Annotated in this window: 14 protein-coding genes; 9 read left to right on the top strand and 5 right to left on the bottom strand. The window is 74.3% G+C overall.

Features of this window, described 5'->3' with window-relative positions:
* Positions 1–85 precede the first annotated feature (85 nt).
* Complete coding sequence (cofD, locus tag ACH4SE_RS06320; RefSeq protein WP_398542116.1) at positions 86–1,042, top strand: 2-phospho-L-lactate transferase; 957 nt, start codon at positions 86–88, stop codon at positions 1,040–1,042.
* Complete coding sequence (locus tag ACH4SE_RS06315; protein WP_398542115.1) at positions 1,039–2,364, top strand: coenzyme F420-0:L-glutamate ligase; 1,326 nt, start codon at positions 1,039–1,041, stop codon at positions 2,362–2,364. The genes cofD and ACH4SE_RS06315 overlap by 4 nt, the downstream gene beginning before the upstream one ends.
* A gap of 49 nt (positions 2,365–2,413) precedes the next feature.
* Here ACH4SE_RS06315 and ACH4SE_RS06310 read toward each other — a convergent pair whose 3' ends face one another.
* Entirely contained in the window at positions 2,414–3,385 is a 972-nt protein-coding gene (locus ACH4SE_RS06310; protein WP_398542114.1) for a DNA-3-methyladenine glycosylase family protein, read from the bottom strand.
* Between the two features lie 52 nt (positions 3,386–3,437).
* Here ACH4SE_RS06310 and ACH4SE_RS06305 point away from each other — a divergent pair, with 52 nt between their 5' ends.
* The 5 genes from ACH4SE_RS06305 (at position 3,438) to ACH4SE_RS06285 (ending at position 12,546) form a co-directional block, all read left to right on the top strand.
* Positions 3,438–4,181 (top strand): TIGR03089 family protein, encoded by a 744-nt coding sequence (locus ACH4SE_RS06305; protein WP_398542113.1) that lies wholly within the window; start codon positions 3,438–3,440, stop codon positions 4,179–4,181.
* 851 nt (positions 4,182–5,032) lie between these two features.
* A complete protein-coding gene (locus tag ACH4SE_RS06300; protein ID WP_398542112.1) occupies positions 5,033–6,640 on the top strand; it encodes an LCP family protein in 1,608 nt (535 codons plus the stop codon).
* A gap of 54 nt (positions 6,641–6,694) precedes the next feature.
* Positions 6,695–8,428 carry an LCP family protein gene (locus tag ACH4SE_RS06295; RefSeq protein ID WP_398542111.1) on the top strand — a complete coding sequence of 578 codons (1,734 nt, stop codon included), beginning with the start codon at positions 6,695–6,697 and terminating at the stop codon, positions 8,426–8,428.
* Positions 8,429–8,649: 221 nt separating this feature from the next.
* Complete coding sequence (locus ACH4SE_RS06290) at positions 8,650–10,392, top strand: LCP family protein (RefSeq protein WP_398542110.1); 1,743 nt, start codon at positions 8,650–8,652, stop codon at positions 10,390–10,392.
* 189 nt (positions 10,393–10,581) lie between these two features.
* Positions 10,582–12,546, top strand: a complete 1,965-nt coding sequence (locus ACH4SE_RS06285; RefSeq protein WP_398542109.1) for an LCP family protein — start codon at positions 10,582–10,584, stop codon at positions 12,544–12,546.
* 73 nt (positions 12,547–12,619) lie between these two features.
* Here the strand turns inward: ACH4SE_RS06285 and ACH4SE_RS06280 are convergent, their stop codons facing one another.
* The gene (locus ACH4SE_RS06280; RefSeq protein ID WP_398542108.1) at positions 12,620–13,681 is read right to left on the bottom strand and encodes a glycosyltransferase family 2 protein; all 1,062 of its coding nucleotides are present in this window, start codon (positions 13,679–13,681) and stop codon (positions 12,620–12,622) included.
* Positions 13,682–13,966: 285 nt separating this feature from the next.
* Between ACH4SE_RS06280 and ACH4SE_RS06275 the strand changes: the two genes are divergently transcribed.
* Positions 13,967–15,400, top strand: coding sequence for an LCP family protein (locus ACH4SE_RS06275; RefSeq protein ID WP_398542107.1), 1,434 nt, complete (start codon positions 13,967–13,969; stop codon positions 15,398–15,400).
* A gap of 29 nt (positions 15,401–15,429) precedes the next feature.
* Here ACH4SE_RS06275 and ACH4SE_RS06270 read toward each other — a convergent pair whose 3' ends face one another.
* Positions 15,430–15,903: an acyl-CoA thioesterase gene (locus ACH4SE_RS06270; RefSeq protein ID WP_398542158.1), complete on the bottom strand. Its 474-nt coding sequence runs from the start codon at positions 15,901–15,903 to the stop codon at positions 15,430–15,432.
* Between the two features lie 267 nt (positions 15,904–16,170).
* Here ACH4SE_RS06270 and ACH4SE_RS06265 point away from each other — a divergent pair, with 267 nt between their 5' ends.
* Positions 16,171–17,418: an LCP family protein gene (locus ACH4SE_RS06265; RefSeq protein WP_398542106.1), complete on the top strand. Its 1,248-nt coding sequence runs from the start codon at positions 16,171–16,173 to the stop codon at positions 17,416–17,418.
* 136 nt (positions 17,419–17,554) lie between these two features.
* Here ACH4SE_RS06265 and ACH4SE_RS06260 read toward each other — a convergent pair whose 3' ends face one another.
* Entirely contained in the window at positions 17,555–18,244 is a 690-nt protein-coding gene (locus ACH4SE_RS06260; protein ID WP_398542105.1) for an LAETG motif-containing sortase-dependent surface protein, read from the bottom strand.
* 214 nt (positions 18,245–18,458) lie between these two features.
* A complete protein-coding gene (locus tag ACH4SE_RS06255; protein WP_398542104.1) occupies positions 18,459–19,634 on the bottom strand; it encodes an acyl-CoA dehydrogenase family protein in 1,176 nt (391 codons plus the stop codon).
* Between the last annotated feature and the right edge of the window lie 193 nt (positions 19,635–19,827).

Genomic DNA, 19,827 nt, shown 5'->3' with positions numbered 1-19,827 from the left:
GCGCACCTGGACGGGCCGTCACCCGCGGCGGTGAGCGCACCGGTGCCCGTACGGCCGTCCGCCGGGGGCTGCAAGACTGGGGCCCATGCGAATCGTGGTTCTGGCCGGAGGAATCGGCGGGGCGCGCTTTCTGCGCGGCCTGCTGGCAGCGGCGCCGGAGGCGGAGATCACCGTCGTCGGCAACACCGGAGACGACATCCATCTGTTCGGCCTGAAGGTCTGCCCCGACCTCGACACCGTGATGTACACCCTCGGCGGGGGCATCCACGAGGAGCAGGGCTGGGGCCGCGCCGAGGAGACCTTCACCGTCAAGGAGGAGCTGGCCGCCTACGGGGTGGGGCCGGAGTGGTTCGGGCTGGGGGACCGGGATTTCGCCACGCACATCGTGCGCACCCAGATGCTCGCCGCCGGCTACCCGCTCAGTGCCGTGACCGAGGCCCTGTGCGCCCGCTGGAAGCCGGGCGTGCGGCTCGTCCCCATGACCGACGACCGGGTCGAGACCCATGTCGTGGTCGACACCGACGGCGAGCGCCGGGCCGTCCACTTCCAGGAGTACTGGGTGCGGATGCGCGCCGCCGTCCCCGCATACGCCGTCGTACCCGTCGGCGCGGACGCCGCCAAGCCCGCGCCCGGCGTGCTGGAGGCCATCGCCGCGGCCGACGTCATCGTCTTCCCGCCGTCCAACCCGGTGGTGAGCATCGGCACGATCCTGGCCGTGCCCGGCATCCGGGAGGCCGTCGCCGAGGCCGGCGTGCCCGTGGTGGGCCTGTCCCCGATCGTCGGGGACGCGCCCGTGCGGGGCATGGCGGACAAGGTGCTCGCCGCGGTCGGGGTGGAGTCCACCGCCGCCGCGGTCGCCGCGCACTACGGCTCGGGCCTGCTCGACGGCTGGCTCGTCGACACCGTCGACGCCGGGGCCGTCGCCGAGGTGGAGGCGGCCGGCATCCGCTGCCGCGCCGTGCCGCTGATGATGACCGGCCCCGAGGCCACCGCGCAGATGGCCCGCGAGGCCCTCGCGCTCGCCGCGGAGGTCCGCGCGTGAACGCGCCGCGGATCGAGGTCTTCGCCCTCGACGGCATCGGCGAGGTCGGGGCGGGCGCGGACATCGCCGGGCTCGTCGCCGCCACCGGCGTGCGGCTCGCGGACGGCGACATCGTGCTCGTCACGTCCAAGATCGTCAGCAAGGCGGAGGGGCGGCTGATCGCCGCGGAGGACCGCGAGGCGGCCGTCGACGCGGAGACGGTGCGGCTCGTCGCGCGCCGCGGCGGCACCCGCATCGTGGAGAGTCGGCACGGCTTCGTCATGGCCGCGGCCGGCGTCGACGCGTCCAACACCGCGCCGGGCACCGTGCTGCTGCTGCCGGAGGACCCCGACGCCTCCGCCCGGCGCATCCGTTCCGGGCTGCGCGCGGCGCTCGGCGTGAACGTCGGCGTCGTCGTGACCGACACCTTCGGACGGCCCTGGCGGGAGGGCCTGACCGATGTCGCGATCGGCGCGGCGGGCGTCGCCGTCCTCGACGACCTGCGGGGCGCCCACGACACGCACGGCAACCCGCTCGCCCTGACCGTCACCGCGACCGCCGACGAACTCGCCGCCGCCGGGGACCTCGTCAAGGGCAAGGCCACCGGCCGGCCGGTCGCCGTCGTCCGCGGGCTGGGCCACGCGGTCCTCGCCGCCGGACCGGACGGCACGGAGCCCACCGCCGACCCGGGGGCCCGGGCGCTGGTGCGCAACGCCGCCAACGACATGTTCCGGCTCGGCACCTCGGAGGCCGTACGCGAAGCGGTGTCGCTGCGGCGCACCGTGCGCGACTTCACCGACGAGCCCGTCGACCCGGCGGCCGTCCGCCGCGCCGTCGCCCTCGCCGTCACCGCGCCCGCCCCGCACCACACCACCCCCTGGCGCTTCGTCCTGCTGGAGACCCCGCAGGTGCGCACCCGGCTGCTCGACGCGATGCGCGACGCCTGGGAGGCGGACCTGCGGCGCGACGGCTTCTCCGAGGGCAGCATCGCCAAGCGGCTGCGCCGCGGCGACGTCCTGCGCCGGGCGCCCTACCTCGCCGTCCCCTGCCTCGTCGCCGACGGCGCCCACCCCTACCCCGACGCCCGGCGGGCCGCCGCCGAACGGGAGATGTTCGTGGTCGCCACGGGCGCGGGCGTGCAGAACTTCCTCGTCGCCCTCGCCGGCGAGCAGCTCGGCTCCGCGTGGGTGTCGTCCACCATGTTCTGCCGCGACGTCGTCCGCGAGGTCCTCGCCCTCCCGCCCGACTGGGACCCGATGGGCGCGGTGGCCATCGGCCGCCCCGCCACCGTCCCCCCGCCGCGGGCCGCCCGGGAGGCGGAGGCGTTCGTCGCGGTGCGGTGAGCCGTGCCGGGGCCCCGACGGACGGGGCGGGCTCCTGCGGGCAAGAGGGTCAGGAGTGGGGCGTCGGGGGGTTCGGGGCCAGGCGGGGGCCGTGACGGGGCGGAGCCGGCGAGGCCAGGAGGATGAGCCGCGCCGCACGGTGCCGCTGCCCCGCGTACGGCTCCAGAAGCGACAGCATCGTCGCGTCGTCCGACCGCCGCGCCCCGGTGAGCGCGTAGCCGATGTGATGCGGCAGGTGCAGATCGCCCACCGTGACCGCATCCGCCGCGCCGTGGCTGCGCTGCAGCGTCTCCGCCGCCGTCCAGGGGCCGATACCGGGCACCGTCTGCAGACGGGCGGCGGCCTCCTGGGCGGGCAGCGCGGCGAGCGCGTCGATACGTGCCCCCAGGCGCACCACGCGCATGACGGTGGAGGCCCGCTTGTCGTCGACACCCGCGCAGTGCCAGTCCCAGGACGGCACCCGGGCCCAGCCGCGCGCGTCCGGCATGACCCGCATGCGGTCGCCCGCCGGCCCCGGGGCGGGCTCGCCGTGCCGGTGGAGCAGCAGCCGCCAGGCGCGGTACGCCTCGTCCGTCGTGACCTTCTGCTCCAGGACGGAAGGGATCAGCGACTCCAGGACGAGCCCGGTCCTCGTCAGCCGCAGACCGGGATTGCGGCGGTGGGCGGCGTGCACGACACGATGCCGCGGGGTGAACGCCGAGGGGTCGTCGAGCCCGCCGAGCAGCGCCGGCAGCGCGTCCAGCAGCCATGCCGCGCCGGGCCCCCACGCCTCCGCCTCCAGCAGGGCGGCACTGCCCCGCAGCCGCAGGGCGCCAGGACCCTCCGGGGTACGGCTGGCCCGCCACACCGTGCCGTCACGGTCGATACGGAACGCCGGATCGGCCGGGCCGCGGCGCAGCGGCACGAGCGTGCGGCGGACGTCGAGCGGGCCCTCCGGCGCCCACGTGCGGCGCAGCCCCGCCGCCGGCCGCGGAGCGGGCACGGCCGCGCCGGGACGCGGGCGGAACGGGGGTGAAGGCACCCGCCGAGGGTAACCGGCCGGGGCCCCGCGTACGGCCGGTAGCCTGGCCGGCGTGACGTCACCCACCCCGGACACCCCCGCCGGCCTGCTCGCCGCCGCTCTCCGCGCCGACCCCGCACGGCCCTTCCTCACCTTCTACGACGACGCGACCGGCGAGCGCGTCGAACTGTCCGTGGCGACCTTCGCGAACTGGGTGGCCAAAACCGCCAACCTGATCCAGGACGAGCTGGGCGCGCAGCCCGGCGACCGGCTCGCCCTGCTGCTGCCCGCGCACTGGCAGACGGCCGCATGGGTGCTCGCCGGCTTCTCCACCGGCGTCCTCGTCGCCCCCGGCGCCGACCCCGCGGGCGCGGACCTCGTCGTCAGCGGGCCCGACACACTCGACCAGGCGCGGGCCTGCGGCGGCGAACGGGTGGCCCTCGCCCTGCGCCCGCTCGGCGGACGCTTCCCGCAACCGCCGGCCGGCTTCCTCGACTACGCGGCGGAGGTGCCGGGGCAGGGAGACCGGTTCGCGCCGTACACGCCGGTCGGCGCGGACGCGGTGGCCCTCGAACTGCCCGGCGAAGGCGCGCTCACCGCCGGCGAGGTGGTGGAGCGGGCCCACGCGTACGGGCTGCCGCCCGGCGCCCGCGTCCTGACCCGCCTCCCCTTCACCACCTGGGACGGCCTCGCGGCGGGCCTCCTCGCCCCCCTCGCCGCCGGCGGCTCCGCCGTCCTCTGCCGGCACGCCGACGCCCTCCCTCCCGACGAGCTCGCCGCGCGCGAGGCGATGGAACGTACGACGCTCACGCTCTGACCCGCCGGATACGCCTCCCCCGGCGGGCGGTGCCCCCCTCGCCGTGGGGCTTGCGACTTTCCCGCCGCGGGGGCCGCGTCGGGCGGTGGCCGCCCGGGGGTGCGTGGCGGCTGACCCGCCGCCGGGTGCCCGCGCCTGGCGGCGCTGCTTCGGGCGGTGCCCGGATGCCGTGCGTTGGCGGGTGTCCCGCCACGGGGGTGCCCGCGCCTGGCGGCGCGCCGCTTCGGGCGGTGTCCGCCCGGGGTGGGTTGGCGGCTGTCGCGCCACGGTGGTGCCCGCGCCTGGCGGCGCGGGGTGTTCCCACCCCCACCACCCGTGCGGATACGACGTCGGCTGACGGCCTTCCCGTGGGGGTGCTTCGCCGTCGGGGGCGAACCGCAGTCCCTCAAGGACTTCACCCCCACCGGCAGGCAGCCGCCCACGAGACACCGGGAGGGGGACGATCCGGGGGTGCCCCCGCAGGAATGCGCACCCACTCCCCGCCACCTACCGGAAGAGGTCAGACGCGCATTCCGAGGAGGTACCCCCGGAGTGGCACCCGACCCCACCCCCGCACAGACAGCGCGATGCCCCGCCGGGCAACCCAGGGGCGCGAGGAACTGCGCGACCAGCCCCCACCAAGCGAATGGCGAACTGCCCACCGCAAGCCGCACCCCCTCAGGGGCGCGAGGAACGGCGCGAGCAACCACCCACCGCAGGATCGCGCGGTAAACCGCGACAGGCCCCCCGCAGCACCGCCGCCCGGCGGAAGCAGTTGCGAGCGCAACCAATGCGCGTATTCGACCGTCTGACCGAGTAGCGCGCATACATGCGAGCCCGGCATGCCGGTTATGCGAGGGATGGGCGGGGACGTGACATCGTCAGCAGAGCCTCCGGCGGAGAACGCCGAGGACGCGGCGGAGCCGGAAGCGGAAGCACCAGCCGATCCCCTCGACGCGGCCTCCGGGACCCCGGCGCAAGCCCCCGCGGACGCCCCACCCGCGGACGCGGAAGCCCCTGCCCGGGCACGCACCCCGGCGTCCCCGCCGGACGCGGAGAACCGGGCGCCCACCGACGTACCCCGCGCCGAAGCGGACAGCCCCGCGGAGGCGGACAGCGCACCGCCCGCCGGAGCGGAGAGCCCGACGCCGGCCGAGGCACCGGCACCGGCCGAGGCACCGGCCGAGGCACCGGCGCCGCCCGACGCACCGGCGCCCACCGACGCACCCCGCGCCGCAGCGGACAGCCCCGCGGAGGCGGACAGCGCGGCGCCCGCCGAAGTCGCGGGCCAGGCCGCGGGGCCCGCAGGGGCCGCAGGGGCCGGGAAGAAGCCGCGGGGCCGGTACCGGTGGCTGAAGGTCGTCGGCACGGTCACCGCCTTCTTCGTCCTGCTCGGCGCCGCAGGCCTGTGGTACCTGTACCAGCAGCTCAACGGCAACATCACGACCGACCACGTCACGGAGAACGAGCTCCGGGCACACGCGTCGGAGCGGCCCTCCGAGGGTCCGACCTCGGCGGAGAACATCCTGCTCATCGGTTCGGACAACCGCGGTGACGGCAACGGCAAGTACGGCCGCGACAGCGGCACGCAGCGCTCGGACACGGTCATCCTGCTGCACCTCGCGGCGGACCGGCACAGTGCCACCGCGATGAGCATCCCGCGGGACCTGATGGCGCAGGTCCCGGCGTGCACGAAGCCGAGCGGCGGGGAGACCGAGCCGAAGTTCGAGCAGTTCAACTGGGCCTACGAGTTCGGTGGCGCCGCCTGCACCATCCGCACCGTCGAGGACATGACGGGCATCCGCATCGACCACCACCTGATCGTGGACTTCTCGGGCTTCAAGAAGATCGTGGACGCGATCCACGGGGTCGACGTGTGCCTGCCCGAGGCGGTGCACGACAAGCAGGCGCATCTGGACCTGCCCGCGGGCCGGCAGACCCTCGACGGCGAGCAGGCGCTCGGCTACGTCCGCGCCCGGCACGGCCTGGGCGACGGCAGCGACACCGAGCGCATGGACCGCCAGCAGGGCTTCCTGGGCTCGCTGTTCTCGAAGGTGACGAGCACCGGCGTGCTGCTGAACGTCACGAAGGTCTATCCCGTGCTGGACGCGGCGACCTCCTCGCTGACCGCGGACCCCGGACTGGACTCGCTCCCCGAGCTGTACGGGCTGGCGCGGGAGGTGCAGAAGATACCCGCGGACAAGCTGAACTTCCTGACCCTGCCGCAGGAGCAGTACGTCCTCGACCACAACCGCGACCAGCTCAAGCAGCCCGCCGCGAAGGAGCTCTTCGCGACGCTGCGCGACGACCGCCCGGTCACCGTGACCGCGGACGGCCACCCGGACTCCGGCTCGGGGAAGGGCGCGACGCAGGACCCGGCGGACACGCCCACCACCACGCCCACCGCGCCCCCCGCCGACGCGCCCACGTACCGCGGTACGACCGCGGCCGCCGACATCTGCGGCAGATCCACGACGTGAGGCGATGAACTAAGGTGAGCGCTCAGCCGGCCGTGGAGGGAGGACCCGACGACCGTGAGCACCGAGGAGTCCGGGTACGTCGACCCGGCTGACCAGTGGGTGCTGGACCCGGAGACGGGGACGTACCAGCTGCGGCTCGACGTGCCCCAGCAGGCCTACCAGCAGCCGCAGCAGCAGGGTTACGCGCCCGGCGACACGGGCAGCGGCTACACCAGCCATGACGGCTACGACGGCTACGACGGCGGCGGGCACGACGGCCACGGTTACGACGGCCGGACGGCCGCGGCGGGTTACGGCGGCACGGCCGAGTCCCCCGCGCAGGCCGCCGCCCACCAGGCACCGCCCGAGCCGCCCGGCTACGCACCGTACGAGGTCCCCGACGCGCTCACGGCGTACGACGGCTACGGACCGCCCGACACACCCGGCACCCCGCCCGCGTACGACGGCTACGGCGCGCCCGACACCCCGCCGTCGTACGGCGGTTACGCGCCCGAGAGCCCGTCCGGCTCCCCCGGTGACCCGGACGGCACCGGCGCGCAGCCCCCCGTACCCGACCGGCCCGCGTCCGTGCCCGTCCCCGGCGGCAGGCGGGCCGCGCGGCAGGCGCAGAAGCGCAGGCCCGCGGGGCTGCCGCTCAAGGGCGGGCCCATGCTGTGGCGCGCGGGCGCGGCGTGCGCCGTGCTGCTGGTCGGCGCCATCGTGGGGGTCGCCGCGCTCGGCGGCGGGGGCGGCGGCAGCATGCACACCGTGGACGTCGGCGCGGCGGGCAGCAAGGTCCCGACGCACACCGGTGCGATGAACGTCCTGCTGCTGAGCGCGCACCCGGCGGCGGGTTCCGCGGATTCGGCCGTCCTCGTGCACCTCGCGGCGGACCGCGGCAGCGCGACGGCGCTGGCGATCCCGTCCGCCCTGCGCACGGACATCCCGGACTGCCCCGCGGCCGGCGGCAAGGGCACGGTCGGCGGCGCCAAGGGGCAGCCGTTCTCGGCGGCGCTGAGCGGCGGCCGGGACGCGGGCTGCGCGCTGCTGACCGTACGGCAGCTCACCAAGCTCTCGGTGGACCACGTGGTGATGGTCGACTACGCGGCGGCCAAGGGCGTCAAGGGCGTGGCCGCGGCCGACACCTGCGTCGACCGTACGGTCACGGTGCCGCGTACGCTGACCGCCCTCGCGAACGCCAAGCCCGGCGCCCTCACGGCGGACACCCCGATCGGCACCCCGGAGACGCTCAGCAACGTCGCCGCGGCGCTGGGGGCGATCGCCCCGAAGAACACCACCTTCCTCACGCTGCCGGTCACGAACGGCACGCCGGACCCGGACAAGGCCCGGCAGGTGTACGCGCTGCTGGCGAACGACGTCTCGCTGTCGGCGGCGGCGAAGCCCGCCGCGCCGGATCCGAAGCTGGTGGGGCCGAAGGCCGTGCCGCACGAGACGCGGGTGATCATCTACAACGGCACGGGCGTCTTCGGCGCGTCCCAGGACGTGCTGGCCTGGCTGCAGACCACCCAGGGCGTGGACCGCTCCACCAACGGCGGCGACGCGCACGCCAAGGCGGCCAGGACGACGCTGCAGTACGCGCCGAACCAGGCGGACCAGGCGCGCTCGCTCGCGGCGATGATGCACCTGCCCGCCTCCGCGCTGGTCGAGGGCACCAAGGACGCGACGCCGCGCGCGAACATGACGCTCACCCTCGGCTCCGACTACAGCGCGCCCGGCGTCCCGGTCGGCCCGCCGACCTCGGCGCCGAAGGGCGTGACACCGAGGCCGGGGAACTCCGTCCACTGCTGAGCGGGCCCGTGGGCGCCGCACGGGGGAGGCCTCGGGCGCCAGTTCGGACATCCGGGCAAAGTCTGATGAAAAGCTCCTGAAAAACCCCGCCAATTACGGCGGGATTGCCCGCGTTTGCCCGTTTTCCGGGGCAACGGGTCTTTGCGTACACCCCGTTCGTGTCACCGGGGGCGGCTACTGTAAGCGATCCGGCGGTTACCGGATGGAGGGCCCGAGCGACCGTGGACACGCAAGACCGAGGAGAGATCGATCCGGCCGACCGGTGGCGGACGGCCCCGTCCGCCGGTGCCTACCGGCGGCGCCCCGCCGCCCCCGTGCCGGACCGGAGACGGACCCGCGGCCTGCCCCGGCAGACCGGCCGGCCCGCGGGCGCCCCGGCGCGGCCCGCGGCGCCCGCGGACCGCGTGCCGGGGCCGCGCGACCGCGGCCCGGCGCCGGGCCCGCCCCGGCGCGGCGGGCCGGGAAGGCCCGGGGGGCCGGGAAGGGGCCGCGGCAGGGGCGCCGGCAGGGGCAGGGCCGGACGGCAGTCGCGGCGCAGGAGGGCCCTGCTGTGGGTCGCCGCCTCGATGGGCCTGGTCCTGGCGATCGTCGGCGTCGGCGGCTACCTGGTCTACGAGCACTTCAACGCCAACCTCACCACCGTCGACGTCGGTGACGCGGGCAGCAAGGACGTGCTCGGCGACGGCCCGCTCAACCTGCTGGTCATCGGCACCGACAGCCGCCAGGGCCTGGGCGGCAGGTACGGGGACCCGGACGACACCGGGCACGCGGACACCACGATCCTCTTCCACGTCTCGGCGGACCGCAGCAACGCGACGGCCATGAGCATCCCGCGCGACATCGTCACGTCGATCCCGGACTGCCCGACGCGGCAGCCGGACGGCGGCGTCCGGACGATCCCCGGGGTGCCCGCGGGGCTGACGACGCCGAAGTTCAACGAGAGCCTGGGCGTCGCCGGCCGGGATCCGGGCTGCACGATGCGGGCGGTGCGGCAGCTCACCGGGATCCGCGTCGACCACTTCATGATGGTGAACTTCGAGGCGGTCAAGACGCTGTCGACGGCGGTCGGCGGGGTGGACGTGTGCCTGGCGCGGCCGCTGGTGGACCCCAAGTCGCACCTGGACCTCGCGGCGGGCGAGCACCGCGTCGAGGGCGAGCAGGCGCTCCAGTTCGTCCGGACGCGGCACGCGCTGCGCAACCAGAGCGACCTGGACCGCATCAAGCTGCAGCAGCGCTTCCTGGCGGCCATGATCCGCAAGATCAAGTCCAGCGGCAGCCTGACCAGTCCGCGCAAGCTCTTCACGCTCGCGGACACCGCGACCAAGGCGCTCACGGTGGACAGCGCGATCGGCAGCGTCTCCCGGCTGACCAGCCTGGCCAGGGGGCTGTCCGGGCTGGACACCAAGCACATCACCTTCGTCACGCTGCCGGTCGTGGACAACCCGCACGAGCGCGTGCACGCCACCGTGGTCGTCGACCGGCCGCGTGCACAGCGGCTCCTCACCCTCATCAAGGACGACGTGTCGCTGAGCGGCCACAAGAAGAAGAAGCACCGCACCGACCCGAAGCTCGTGGGCCCCAAAGCCCCGGCGTCCGACGTGCGGGTGCGGGTCTACAACGGCAGCGGCATCCTCGGGGCCGCCCGCGGCACGGTGGACTGGCTGCGCGGCACCCAGGGCGTCGGCGGTCCCGCGAACGGCGGCAACGCCCCCGTCCCCGCCGCCCGTACGACGCTCGTCTACTCCCCGGAGCAGGCCGCCCAGGCCCGTACGCTCGCGGCGATGCTGGGGCTGCCCGGCTCCGCGCTGCGGCCCTCGCCGGAGGCCGCGACGGGCACGGACATGTCGCTCACCCTGGGCTCGGACTTCACCAGGGCGGGCGTTCCCGTCCCCGATCCGGACGCGGACGACGCCGACGACGGCATGGACAAGACGCAGGCGGACGACGCGGCCTGCGTCCAGTGACCCCCGGCGCCCGCCGCGGCTGACGCCCGCGGCGGCGCGTGACTTTCCCCACGGCACCCCCGCGAAACCCTTCCGTGACCCCCGTCGTGTTAACTCAGGGCCCGGGGATGCAACTCCGTACGCCCGGTCGCCGTCTGAGAGGGGGACGACCGAGTTCCGACCGGACAGGGATAGGGGGAGGGTTCACTCATGCGCGACGGGGGAATGGGTGGTGGCGGCCAGGGGGCCGTGCCGAACCCCGGTGACCTCGGGTGGGACGACGGCGTCTACCAGGACGGACCGCAGCCGTACCCGCCGCAGCAGCCTGCCCCCGGCTGGCAGCACGGGCAGGTGCCCGGCCCGCGCGGCCCGTACGGTGCGTACGGTCCGGGTCAGGGCCACGCCCCCGGCCAGGCGCCCGGACACATACCCGGCCAGGGCCCCGGCCAGGGCCGCATACCCGGGCGCACACCCGGCGGCGGTGACGGCTACGACCGCGGGAACGGCGGTGACGGCTACGACGACGGCTACCGCGGCCCCGACGGCGACGACGACGGCGCCGGCGGCCACGGCGGCACCCCGGAGGAGGCTCCCGCCGGCCCCGGCCACCGCGCCGGCGGCCACCGCAGGGGCGGCCCGCGGCGCAAGCAGCGCAGCCGCAGGCGCAAGGTGCTGCGCTGGACGGCGATCGGCCTCGCGGTCGCGGTGCTGGGCACCGCGGGAGCGGCGTACGGCTACTACGAGTACCTGGCCGGCAAGATCCGCAAGGGTGAGCGGATCAGCGGCAAGACCACGGTGAAGAAGCCGAAGGCCAACGCCAACGGCACCTCCGCGATGAACATCATGATCCTCGGCTCCGACAGCCGGCTCAGCGACGAGGACAAGAAGCTCGGCGGCGCCGCCGACAGCTCGGGCGCCCGCGCGGACGTGATCATGATCGCCCATCTGTCCGCGGACCGCAGCAACATGTCGGTCGTGAGCATCCCGCGCGACACCCGGGTCAACATCCCCGAGTGCGAGGACCCCAAGACCCACCAGAAGTACCCGCCGGTCAACACGATCATCAACGCCTCGCTGGGCCGCGGCGGCCCCGGCTGCACGCTCGCGACCGTGCAGAACCTGACGAACGTCTACATCGACCACTGGCTGACGATCGACTTCGGCGGCGTGGTGAAGATGGCGGACGTGCTCGGCGGCGCCGAGGTCTGCGTCCAGCACAGCGTCTGGGACCGGCCCACCAGGTACATCAAGCACGGCGGCTCGGGCCTGAAGCTCACCAAGGGCAAGCACGTCATCAAGGGGAAGCAGGCCCTCCAGTGGCTGCGCACACGTGACGCCTTCGGCTCCGACGCCGGCCGCGCCGAGGCGCAGCACATGTACATGAGCTCGCTGATCCGGACGCTGCGCAGCCAGAACCTCTTCACCAACCCGGGCCGGCTCAACAAGATCGCGAGCACGGCGATGGAGGCCTTCGCCGTCTCCGACGAGATCGGCACCCCGAAGAAGCTCTACGACCTGGGCATGGAACTCAAGAGCATCCCGCCGAACCGGATGACGATGCTGACCATGCCGCACATCGCCGACCCCGAGGCCCCGAACGCGCACTATCTCCCGGCTCCGGACGCCGGCACGGTGTGGTCGCTGCTGCGCAACGACGTCGCCATGGACGCCAACGGCAAGGCGAAGGCGCCGGGCACCGCGAGCGCGAGCCCGAAGCCGAGCGCCCCGTCGGGACCGCCGGCGGCCGCCCCGGCCTCGATCACGGTGTCGGTGGTCAACGGCACGGCGGGGACCGAGGGCAAGCCGGCCGTCGACCACCGCGCGGGCGACATCGCCACGGCACTGAAGGCCGCGGGCTTCACCCAGGCCGCGCCGAGCCAGCACGCGGTCCCGAGCCCCGGCACCTCGGTCGTCTACCCGGCGGGCGACGGCGACCAGGGCAAGGCGGACGCCACGTCGGTGGCCAAGGCGCTGAAGATCCCGGTCAGCAACGTCAAGCCGTCCGCCTCCGCGCAGGCCGTCACCGTCACGGTGGGCGCGGACTGGACGAAGGGCACGGACTACAGCGCGACGCTGCCGAAGGCGGGCGGCGTGCCCGGCAGCGCCGACGCGGTGAACGGCGCCGACGACAGCAAGTGCATGCCCATCCAGCCGATCTACCGCTGGGCGGGCTGAGCGGACGCCGACCGCACCGTGTGAGGGGCCCGCCGGATGCTTCCGGCGGGCCCCTCGCACGCAGCGGGCAGGGTCACGCGTCGGCGGAGGCGGACTCCTGCGCGGCGGCACGGACCGCCGGGCGGCGGCTGGCGATGACCCGGCGGGCCAGCGAGCGCGGGCTGGTCAGGAAGCCGTAGCCCCAGCACATGTGCATGGTGGCCAGCGCCAGCGGGATGCGCAGCCGGGCCGCGGCGGACAGGCCCTTGCCGGCCGGCAGCGAGCCGAGGGTGATCGCGGCGAGGTAGCCGGCGGGCACCACGAGCGCCCACGGGGTGAGCGCGGCGCCGGCGACGATCCCGGCGGCGTTGGCCAGCAGCGCGGCGGGCGCCGCCAGGTAGCGCAGGTTGACCGAACCGCGGTGGTAGCGGGTGACCACCCGGCGCCACCGCCCGTAGTCCTTGTACTGCTTGGCCAGGGCCCGCACGCTGGGCCGCGGCCGGTAGGACACGCGCAGCTCGGGCGAGAACCAGATGAGGTGGCCGGCCTCGCGGATGCGGTAGTTCAGCTCCCAGTCCTGGGCGCGGATGAACTCCACGTTGTAGCCGCCCTGCTGCTCCAGCACCTCGCGCCGGAAGACGCCGAGGTAGACGGTGTCGGCGGGGGCGGCGGCGCCGCCGGTGTGGAAGGCCGCGTTGCCGACACCGATCTTCGCGGTCATGGCCGCGGCGACGGCCTCCTCCCAGGCGTTCTCGCCCTCGGCGTGCATGATGCCGCCGACGTTGGCGGCACCGGTCTCCTCCAGGAGCCGGACGGCGGTGGCGATGTAGTCGGGGGAGAGCATGCCGTGCCCGTCGACACGCACCACGACCGGGTGGCGGGAGGCCTCGATCGCGGCGTTCAGGGCGGCGGGGGTGCGTCCGCTGGGGTTGGGCACCGTGTGGACCCGCAGGTCCTCGGCGACCAGCTCGGCGGCGATGGCGTTGGTCCGGTCGGTCGAGGGGCCCAGCGCGATGACGACCTCCAGCTCCCCCGGATAGTCCTGCTCCAGGATGTGCCGGACGGAGTTCCGCAGATGACGCTCCTCGTTGAGGACCGGCATGATCACGGAGACGGCCGGGAGCGCGGGGTCGGGGGGCGTGTTCACGGCGTTCATGGCGGCAAACGTTACCGCCAACGGGGGACACCAGCGCGTGGGGGCAAGGCTTACTGTCGTATTTGTCCCTAGCCTGAACGGGTCCTGCCGCCCGTAACGCTGGGAGGGATTCCCGTGCCGCCGACCAGCCGACACCCCGCCACCGCCGTACGGCCGCAGCCAGGGCGGGGGCAAGGGCGGCGGACGGCGCCGGGGCCCCGCGAACCCGCCGGGGCACGCCGCAGGCCCACCGCGCGTGCCGGGCGCCCGGCACGGCGGCCGCCGATCAGGCTCAGCACCCGGATCGTGGGCGGCCTGGCGGTGCTGGTCATCACCGTGAGCGGGGTCGGCCACACCGTCGTCACCTCGGTGAGCGGCGCGATCGGCCGGGTGGACGCCTTCGGCGGCATGGAGGGGCGGCCGGACGGCGGCAAGGGCACGAACTTCCTGCTGGTCGGCACCGACGGCCGGGACGGCCTCGCTCCGGGCCGGAAGCGGGAGTACCACCTGGGCGGCGCACCCTGCCACTGCACGGACACGATCATGCTCGTGCACCTGTCGCAGGACCGCTCGCGGGCCAGCGTGGTGAGCATCCCGCGCGACACCTACGTCCTGCTCCCCTCCCCCGCGACCGCCCCCGGCACCCGTCCGCCGCGCGACCCGGCCCGCGCCGCGCGGGCCGACGCCGGGCGCGACCCCGGGCCTCCCGCCGCCCCCGCCGCGACCCGGCCGGCCAAGCTCAACCAGGCCTACGCGCAGGGCGGCCCCAAGCTCACCGTGCAGACCGTCGAGCAGCTCACCGGTGTGCACGTCGACCACTACCTGGAGGTGGACTTCACGAGCTTCATGAAGACCGTCGACGTGCTCGGCGGCGTCCCCGTGTGCACCTCCAAGCCGCTCAAGGACCCGTACTCGGGCCTGAACCTGCCGGCCGGCACCACCGTCCTGAACGGCGGCCAGGCCCTCCAGTACGTGCGCTCGCGGCACACCGACCCGGCCGCCGACCTGGGCCGGATGCAGCGCCAGCAGCGCTTCGTCGCCCAGGTCGTGGGCAAGATCACCAGCGAGGGCGTGCTCACCGACCCGCTGCGGCTGAGCAGGGTCGTCTCCACGGTGCTGGGCTCCGTCCGCGCCGACCGCGGCCTCGACACCGGGGACATGGTGAGCCTGGCCCGGGCGATGAAGGGCTTCTCGCCGCGCTCGTCGGAATTCGCCACCGTTCCGCTGAGCAGCAGCAGCGTCCCGGTCCCGGGCCTGGGTTCGACGGTGCGCTGGGACGCGGCGAAGGCCGGGCGGCTGTGGTCGAGGATCCGCACGGACGAGCCGCTCACCCCGCCCCGCCCCGCGACGCCGGCCGGAGCCCCCGTCGCGGTGGACCCGGCGACGGTGCGGGTCACGGTGGAGAACGGCACCGCCGTGCCGGGGCTGGCCGGGGACACGCAGCGGGCCCTGCACGCCACCGGCTTCGCCACGACCGGCACCCCGGCGACGGCGCGCTCCCACGTACCGCACACGGTCGTCCGCTTCGACCCGCGGTGGGGTGACTCGGCGAAGGCGCTCGCCGTGGCGCTGCCCGGCGCGCGGCTGGTGCCCACGCCGAAGCTGGGCCCCGTGCTGCGGGTGACGCTCGGGCCGGACTTCGCGCAGGCCCGGGTGCGGCCGGTCACCGCCCCGCCGCCGGACCCGGGGACGCGCCCGCAGGACGGCGCGCTCACCGGCGACCGGGTGGGGTGCGCGTGACGGGCTGAGGGCCCCCGCGGCCCGCCGGCTCAGTCGTCCAGGGTGTCGGCCTCGGCGCGGCGGCTGCGCAGCTCCAGGATCGCCTGGCGGCGGGCGAGCCGGTGGGTGCGGCGGATCTGGGCCTCCTGGCACCGGCGGCGGTCGTCCGCGGTCTCCGGCAGCACGGGCGGCACCGCGCGCGGACGGCCCTCGGCGTCCACCGCCACGAAGACCAGGTACGCGCTCGCGACCTGCTTCGCGGGCCGTCCCGCCTCGTTCCAGCGCTCGGCGACGACCCGGACACCGACCTCCATGGACGTCTTGCCCGTCCAGTTGACCTGGGCCTTCACCTGGAGCAGGTCGCCGACCCTGACCGGTTCGAGGAAGGCCATCTCGTCCATCGCGCCGGTGACCGCGGGCCCCTCGGAGTGCCGCCCGGCGACCGCGCCCGCCGCGTCGTCGACCAGCTTCATCACCACGCCGCCGTGCACGGTGCCGAGCAGGTTGGTGTCGTGCGCGCTCATGATGTGCGACAGCGTGATACGGGCGGCGGACGTCGGCTTCCCGGCCAGGACCGGGACCGCAGGGAAGTCCCCGGTCCCCCCGGCACCCTGCGTGACCTGCGGCGCCGCGGACGGCTCGGGGGTTCCGGAGCCCTCGGATGCGTGGATCATGACCACCACTGTATGTCCGTTACGAAACGGCTGCGGCTCGTGGCCGAATGCATCGGGTCTGCTACAGAACCGCCCTGGATTCAAGGTCCCACGCCGAGCCCGGGCACACTGGCCGACATGAGTGGGATGAACGGTTGGAGCGATGACACCGAGCAGCGCCGGAGCAGCGAGCCGCCGCTGCCGCCCGAACTGTCGCCGCGCCGGGCCGCGGCCGCGGGCGGCGTCCCGCCGCAGCCGACCCGCACCCCGCAGCGCGGCGACCGCCTGCCGCCCGGAGCGATCCCGCGGCCGTCCGGACCGCCCGACGGCGGCGGCTACGGCCCGCCGTCCACCGGTGACGGCGGCCCGGGGGGCGGCCCGCGCGGCAGGCTGAGCTGGATCACCCGGCGCCGGGTCGGCTACACCGCGCTCGGCCTGGTCGTGGTGCTGCTCGTGGTGTCGGTGTCCACCTACTTCTGGGCCGACTCCAAGGTCCGGCGCGAGGTCGACCTGAGCAAGGTCGAGGACCGCCCGGCGGCCGGCAAGGGCACGAACTACCTGATCGTCGGCTCGGACAGCCGGGAGGGGCTGACCAAGGAGGACGAGAAGGACCTGCACACCGGCGCCGCCGAGGGCCGGCGCACGGACTCGATGATGATCCTGCACACCGGCGGCAACGGCACCACGATGCTCAGTCTGCCGCGCGACTCCTACGTCACCATCCCCGCCTTCACCGGCGAGCGCACCCACAAGCGCTACCCCGCCTCCCGGCACAAGCTCAACAAGGCCTACGCCGACGGCGGCCCCGAGCTGCTGACCCGGACCGTCGAGTACAACACCGGCATCCACATCGACCATTACGCCGAGATCGGCTTCGCCGGCTTCGTCAACCTGGTCGACGCGCTCGGCGGCGTCACCATCCACCTGGACAAGCCGCTGGTCGACAAGGCGTCCGGCGCCGACTTCCCGAAGGCCGGCGACGTCACGATGAACGGCAAGCAGGCGCTGACCTTCGTCCGCGAGCGGCACCAGGAGGCCGACCAGGACCTCGGCCGGATGCGGCACCAGCAGCAGTTCCTGTCGGCCATCGCCCACCAGGCGGCCTCGCCGTGGACGATCCTCAACCCGTTCAGGCTCTACCCGGTGATCGGTTCCGGTCTGGACACCCTCATCGTCGACAAGGACATGAGCCTGCGGAACCTCGCGTCGATGTTCTTCGCGATGAAGGGCGTCAGCGGCGGCGACGGCCAGTCCCTCACCGTCCCCATATCCAGCGCCAACTACATGACCGCGAGCGACGGCGACGCCGTGAAGTGGGACATGACGAAGGCCAAGGCGCTCTTCGACGAGCTGAAGAACGACGACAAGGTGACGGTCGCCAAGTAGGCGCCGCCGCACGTACGCCGCAGCCCCGGGTCCCTCCTGCGAGGGAGGGCCCGGGGCTGCGGCGTTCGGCGTCGTCACCCGTGGCGGCACGGGCGCTGCGGCGGCGGGATTTGCCTGCGGGCCGCCGCGAGGGACGTCAGCTGTGCGCGGCGGGCTTGCGGCGGCGCAGGAAGAAGACGGTGCCGCCGCCGGCCACGACGAGCGCGGCCGCGACACCGGCGATCATGCCGGTGTTGCTGCCGCCGCCGGTCTCGGCCAGGTTGGAGGTGCCGCCCGCGGCCGGCTTCGGCGCGTTGGTGTCGTCGACGGCGGCGGCCGGCGCGCTGGTGCTCGTGCTCGGCACGGCGGAGGCGCTCTCGCTCGGCGTGGCGGAGGCGCTGGCCGACGGCGAGGGCGAACCGCCGTTGTCGCCGCCCTGCGCGGGCGGGGTGTCGGTCGCGCAGGCCTTGTCCGGGGTCTTCAGCGTGGTCGTGCCGACCTCCGCGTTCCTGCCACCCGCGGTGCGGACGACGTGCACGGTGTACTCGGTGCCGGGCTTCCACTCCACCGGGAAGGTGAACTCGGTGCCCTCACCGGAGCCCTTGACGCCGACCTTGGAGCCGACCGGGGTCGCCCCCTGCGAGACCGTGATGTCCACGGCCGTGCTGCTGTCCTTGTCCACGACGGAGATGTAGCCGTGGTCGGCCTTGTCGCACCCCGCGGACGGGATGAACTCGCCGATGGTGCACGCGTACGAGTTGCCTGCAACGCCCAGCGCCAGAGCGGCGGCGGCGGCGGCAACGCCTATGGAACGCACCGCTGTGGCGGTGCGGCGGTTAATGGACACGTCTGCCCTTCACGGGATCGGATCACAAGCGCGGCGGAGGCCGGTCGGCTCGCCCGACGGCCCCCCGTCCGGCTGATGGCTTCCACAGCTCTACAAGTCCCCGCGCGGGCTTGTCAATTGATCACAAAACGACCACAACTCGACCCCAGACACACAAAGAGCACCCGGACAGGGTGCTCTTCGTGTCCCTCGTGCAACGGCTGTTACAGAGTTGCTACGCGGGCAGGTTCCGCGCCATGACGATCCGCTGGACCTGGTTGGTGCCCTCGTAGATCTGCGTGATCTTGGCGTCGCGCATCATGCGCTCGACCGGGTAGTCGCGCGTGTAGCCGTAGCCGCCGAGGAGCTGGACGGCGTCGGTGGTGATCGACATGGCCACGTCGGAGGCGTAGCACTTGGCGGCCGCGCCGAAGAAGGTGAGGTCCTCGTCCTTCCCGCCGGCCGACGCGCGCTCGGAGCGGGCCGCGGCGGAGTAGGTGAGCTGGCGGGCGGCCTCCAGCTTCATGGCCATGTCGGCGAGCATGAACTGGATGCCCTGGAACTCGGCGATGGCCTTGCCGAACTGCTTGCGCTCGGCGACGTACCCCTTGGCGTAGTCGAGGGCGCCCTGGGCGATGCCGATGGCCTGGGCGGCGATGGTGACGCGGGTGTGGTCGAGGGTGCGCATGGCGGTCGCGAAGCCGGTGCCCTCGGCGCCGATCATGCGGTCGGCGGGGATGCGGACGTTGTCGAGGTAGACCTCGCGCGTCGGGGAGCCCTTGATGCCGAGCTTCTTCTCCGGGGCGCCGAAGGACACGCCCTCGTCGCCCTTCTCCACCACGAAGGCGGAGATGCCCTTGGAGCGCTTGTCGGGGTCGGTCACGGCCATGACGGTGTAGAAGTCGGAGACCCCGGCGTTGGTGATCCAGCGCTTGACGCCGTTGAGGACGTAGCTGTCGCCGTCGCGTACCGCCCGGGTCTTCATGCCCGCCGCGTCGGAGCCGGCCTCGGGCTCGGACAGCGCGTAGGAGAACATGCCCTCCTTGCGGGCGAGCGCGCCGAGGTAGCGCGCCTTCAGCTCCTCGGAGCCGGACAGCTGCACGGGCAGCGAGCCGAGCTTGTTGACCGCCGGGATGAGCGACGACGAGGCGCAGACCCGCGCCACCTCCTCGATCACGATGACGGTCGACAGCGCGTCGGCGCCGGCCCCGTCGTACGCCTCGGGCACGTGGACGGCGTGCAGGTCGTTGGCCTCCAGTGCGTCCCGCGCCTCCTGGGGGAAGCGGCCCTGCTCGTCCACCTCGGCGGCGAAGGGCGCGATCTTCGCCTCGGCGAGGGAGCGCACGGCGTCCCGCAGCATGTCGTGCTCTTCGGAGGTCCGGAAAAGGTCGAAGTCGGAGGATCCGGCCACAGAGTCTCACTCCCCGAGTGCTAATTACCGTTAAGTAACCTGATTGATCCTACGATCCTAGGGCCGTGCCCGCAGCCCGGCGCACGTGACCTTCACGACAGCACGGGGCCGCCACCGCGCCACCTACCCCTTCCCGGCTCGCGCCACTCGGGTGCGCCGGGGTGAGGGGCCCCGGGAAGGGCCCGCCACACCC

The sequence above is a fragment of the Streptomyces sp. NPDC020983 genome, assembly GCF_044333485.1.
GTDB lineage: Bacteria > Actinomycetota > Actinomycetes > Streptomycetales > Streptomycetaceae > Actinacidiphila.
This window is presented reverse-complemented; position numbering and strand designations above follow the sequence as displayed.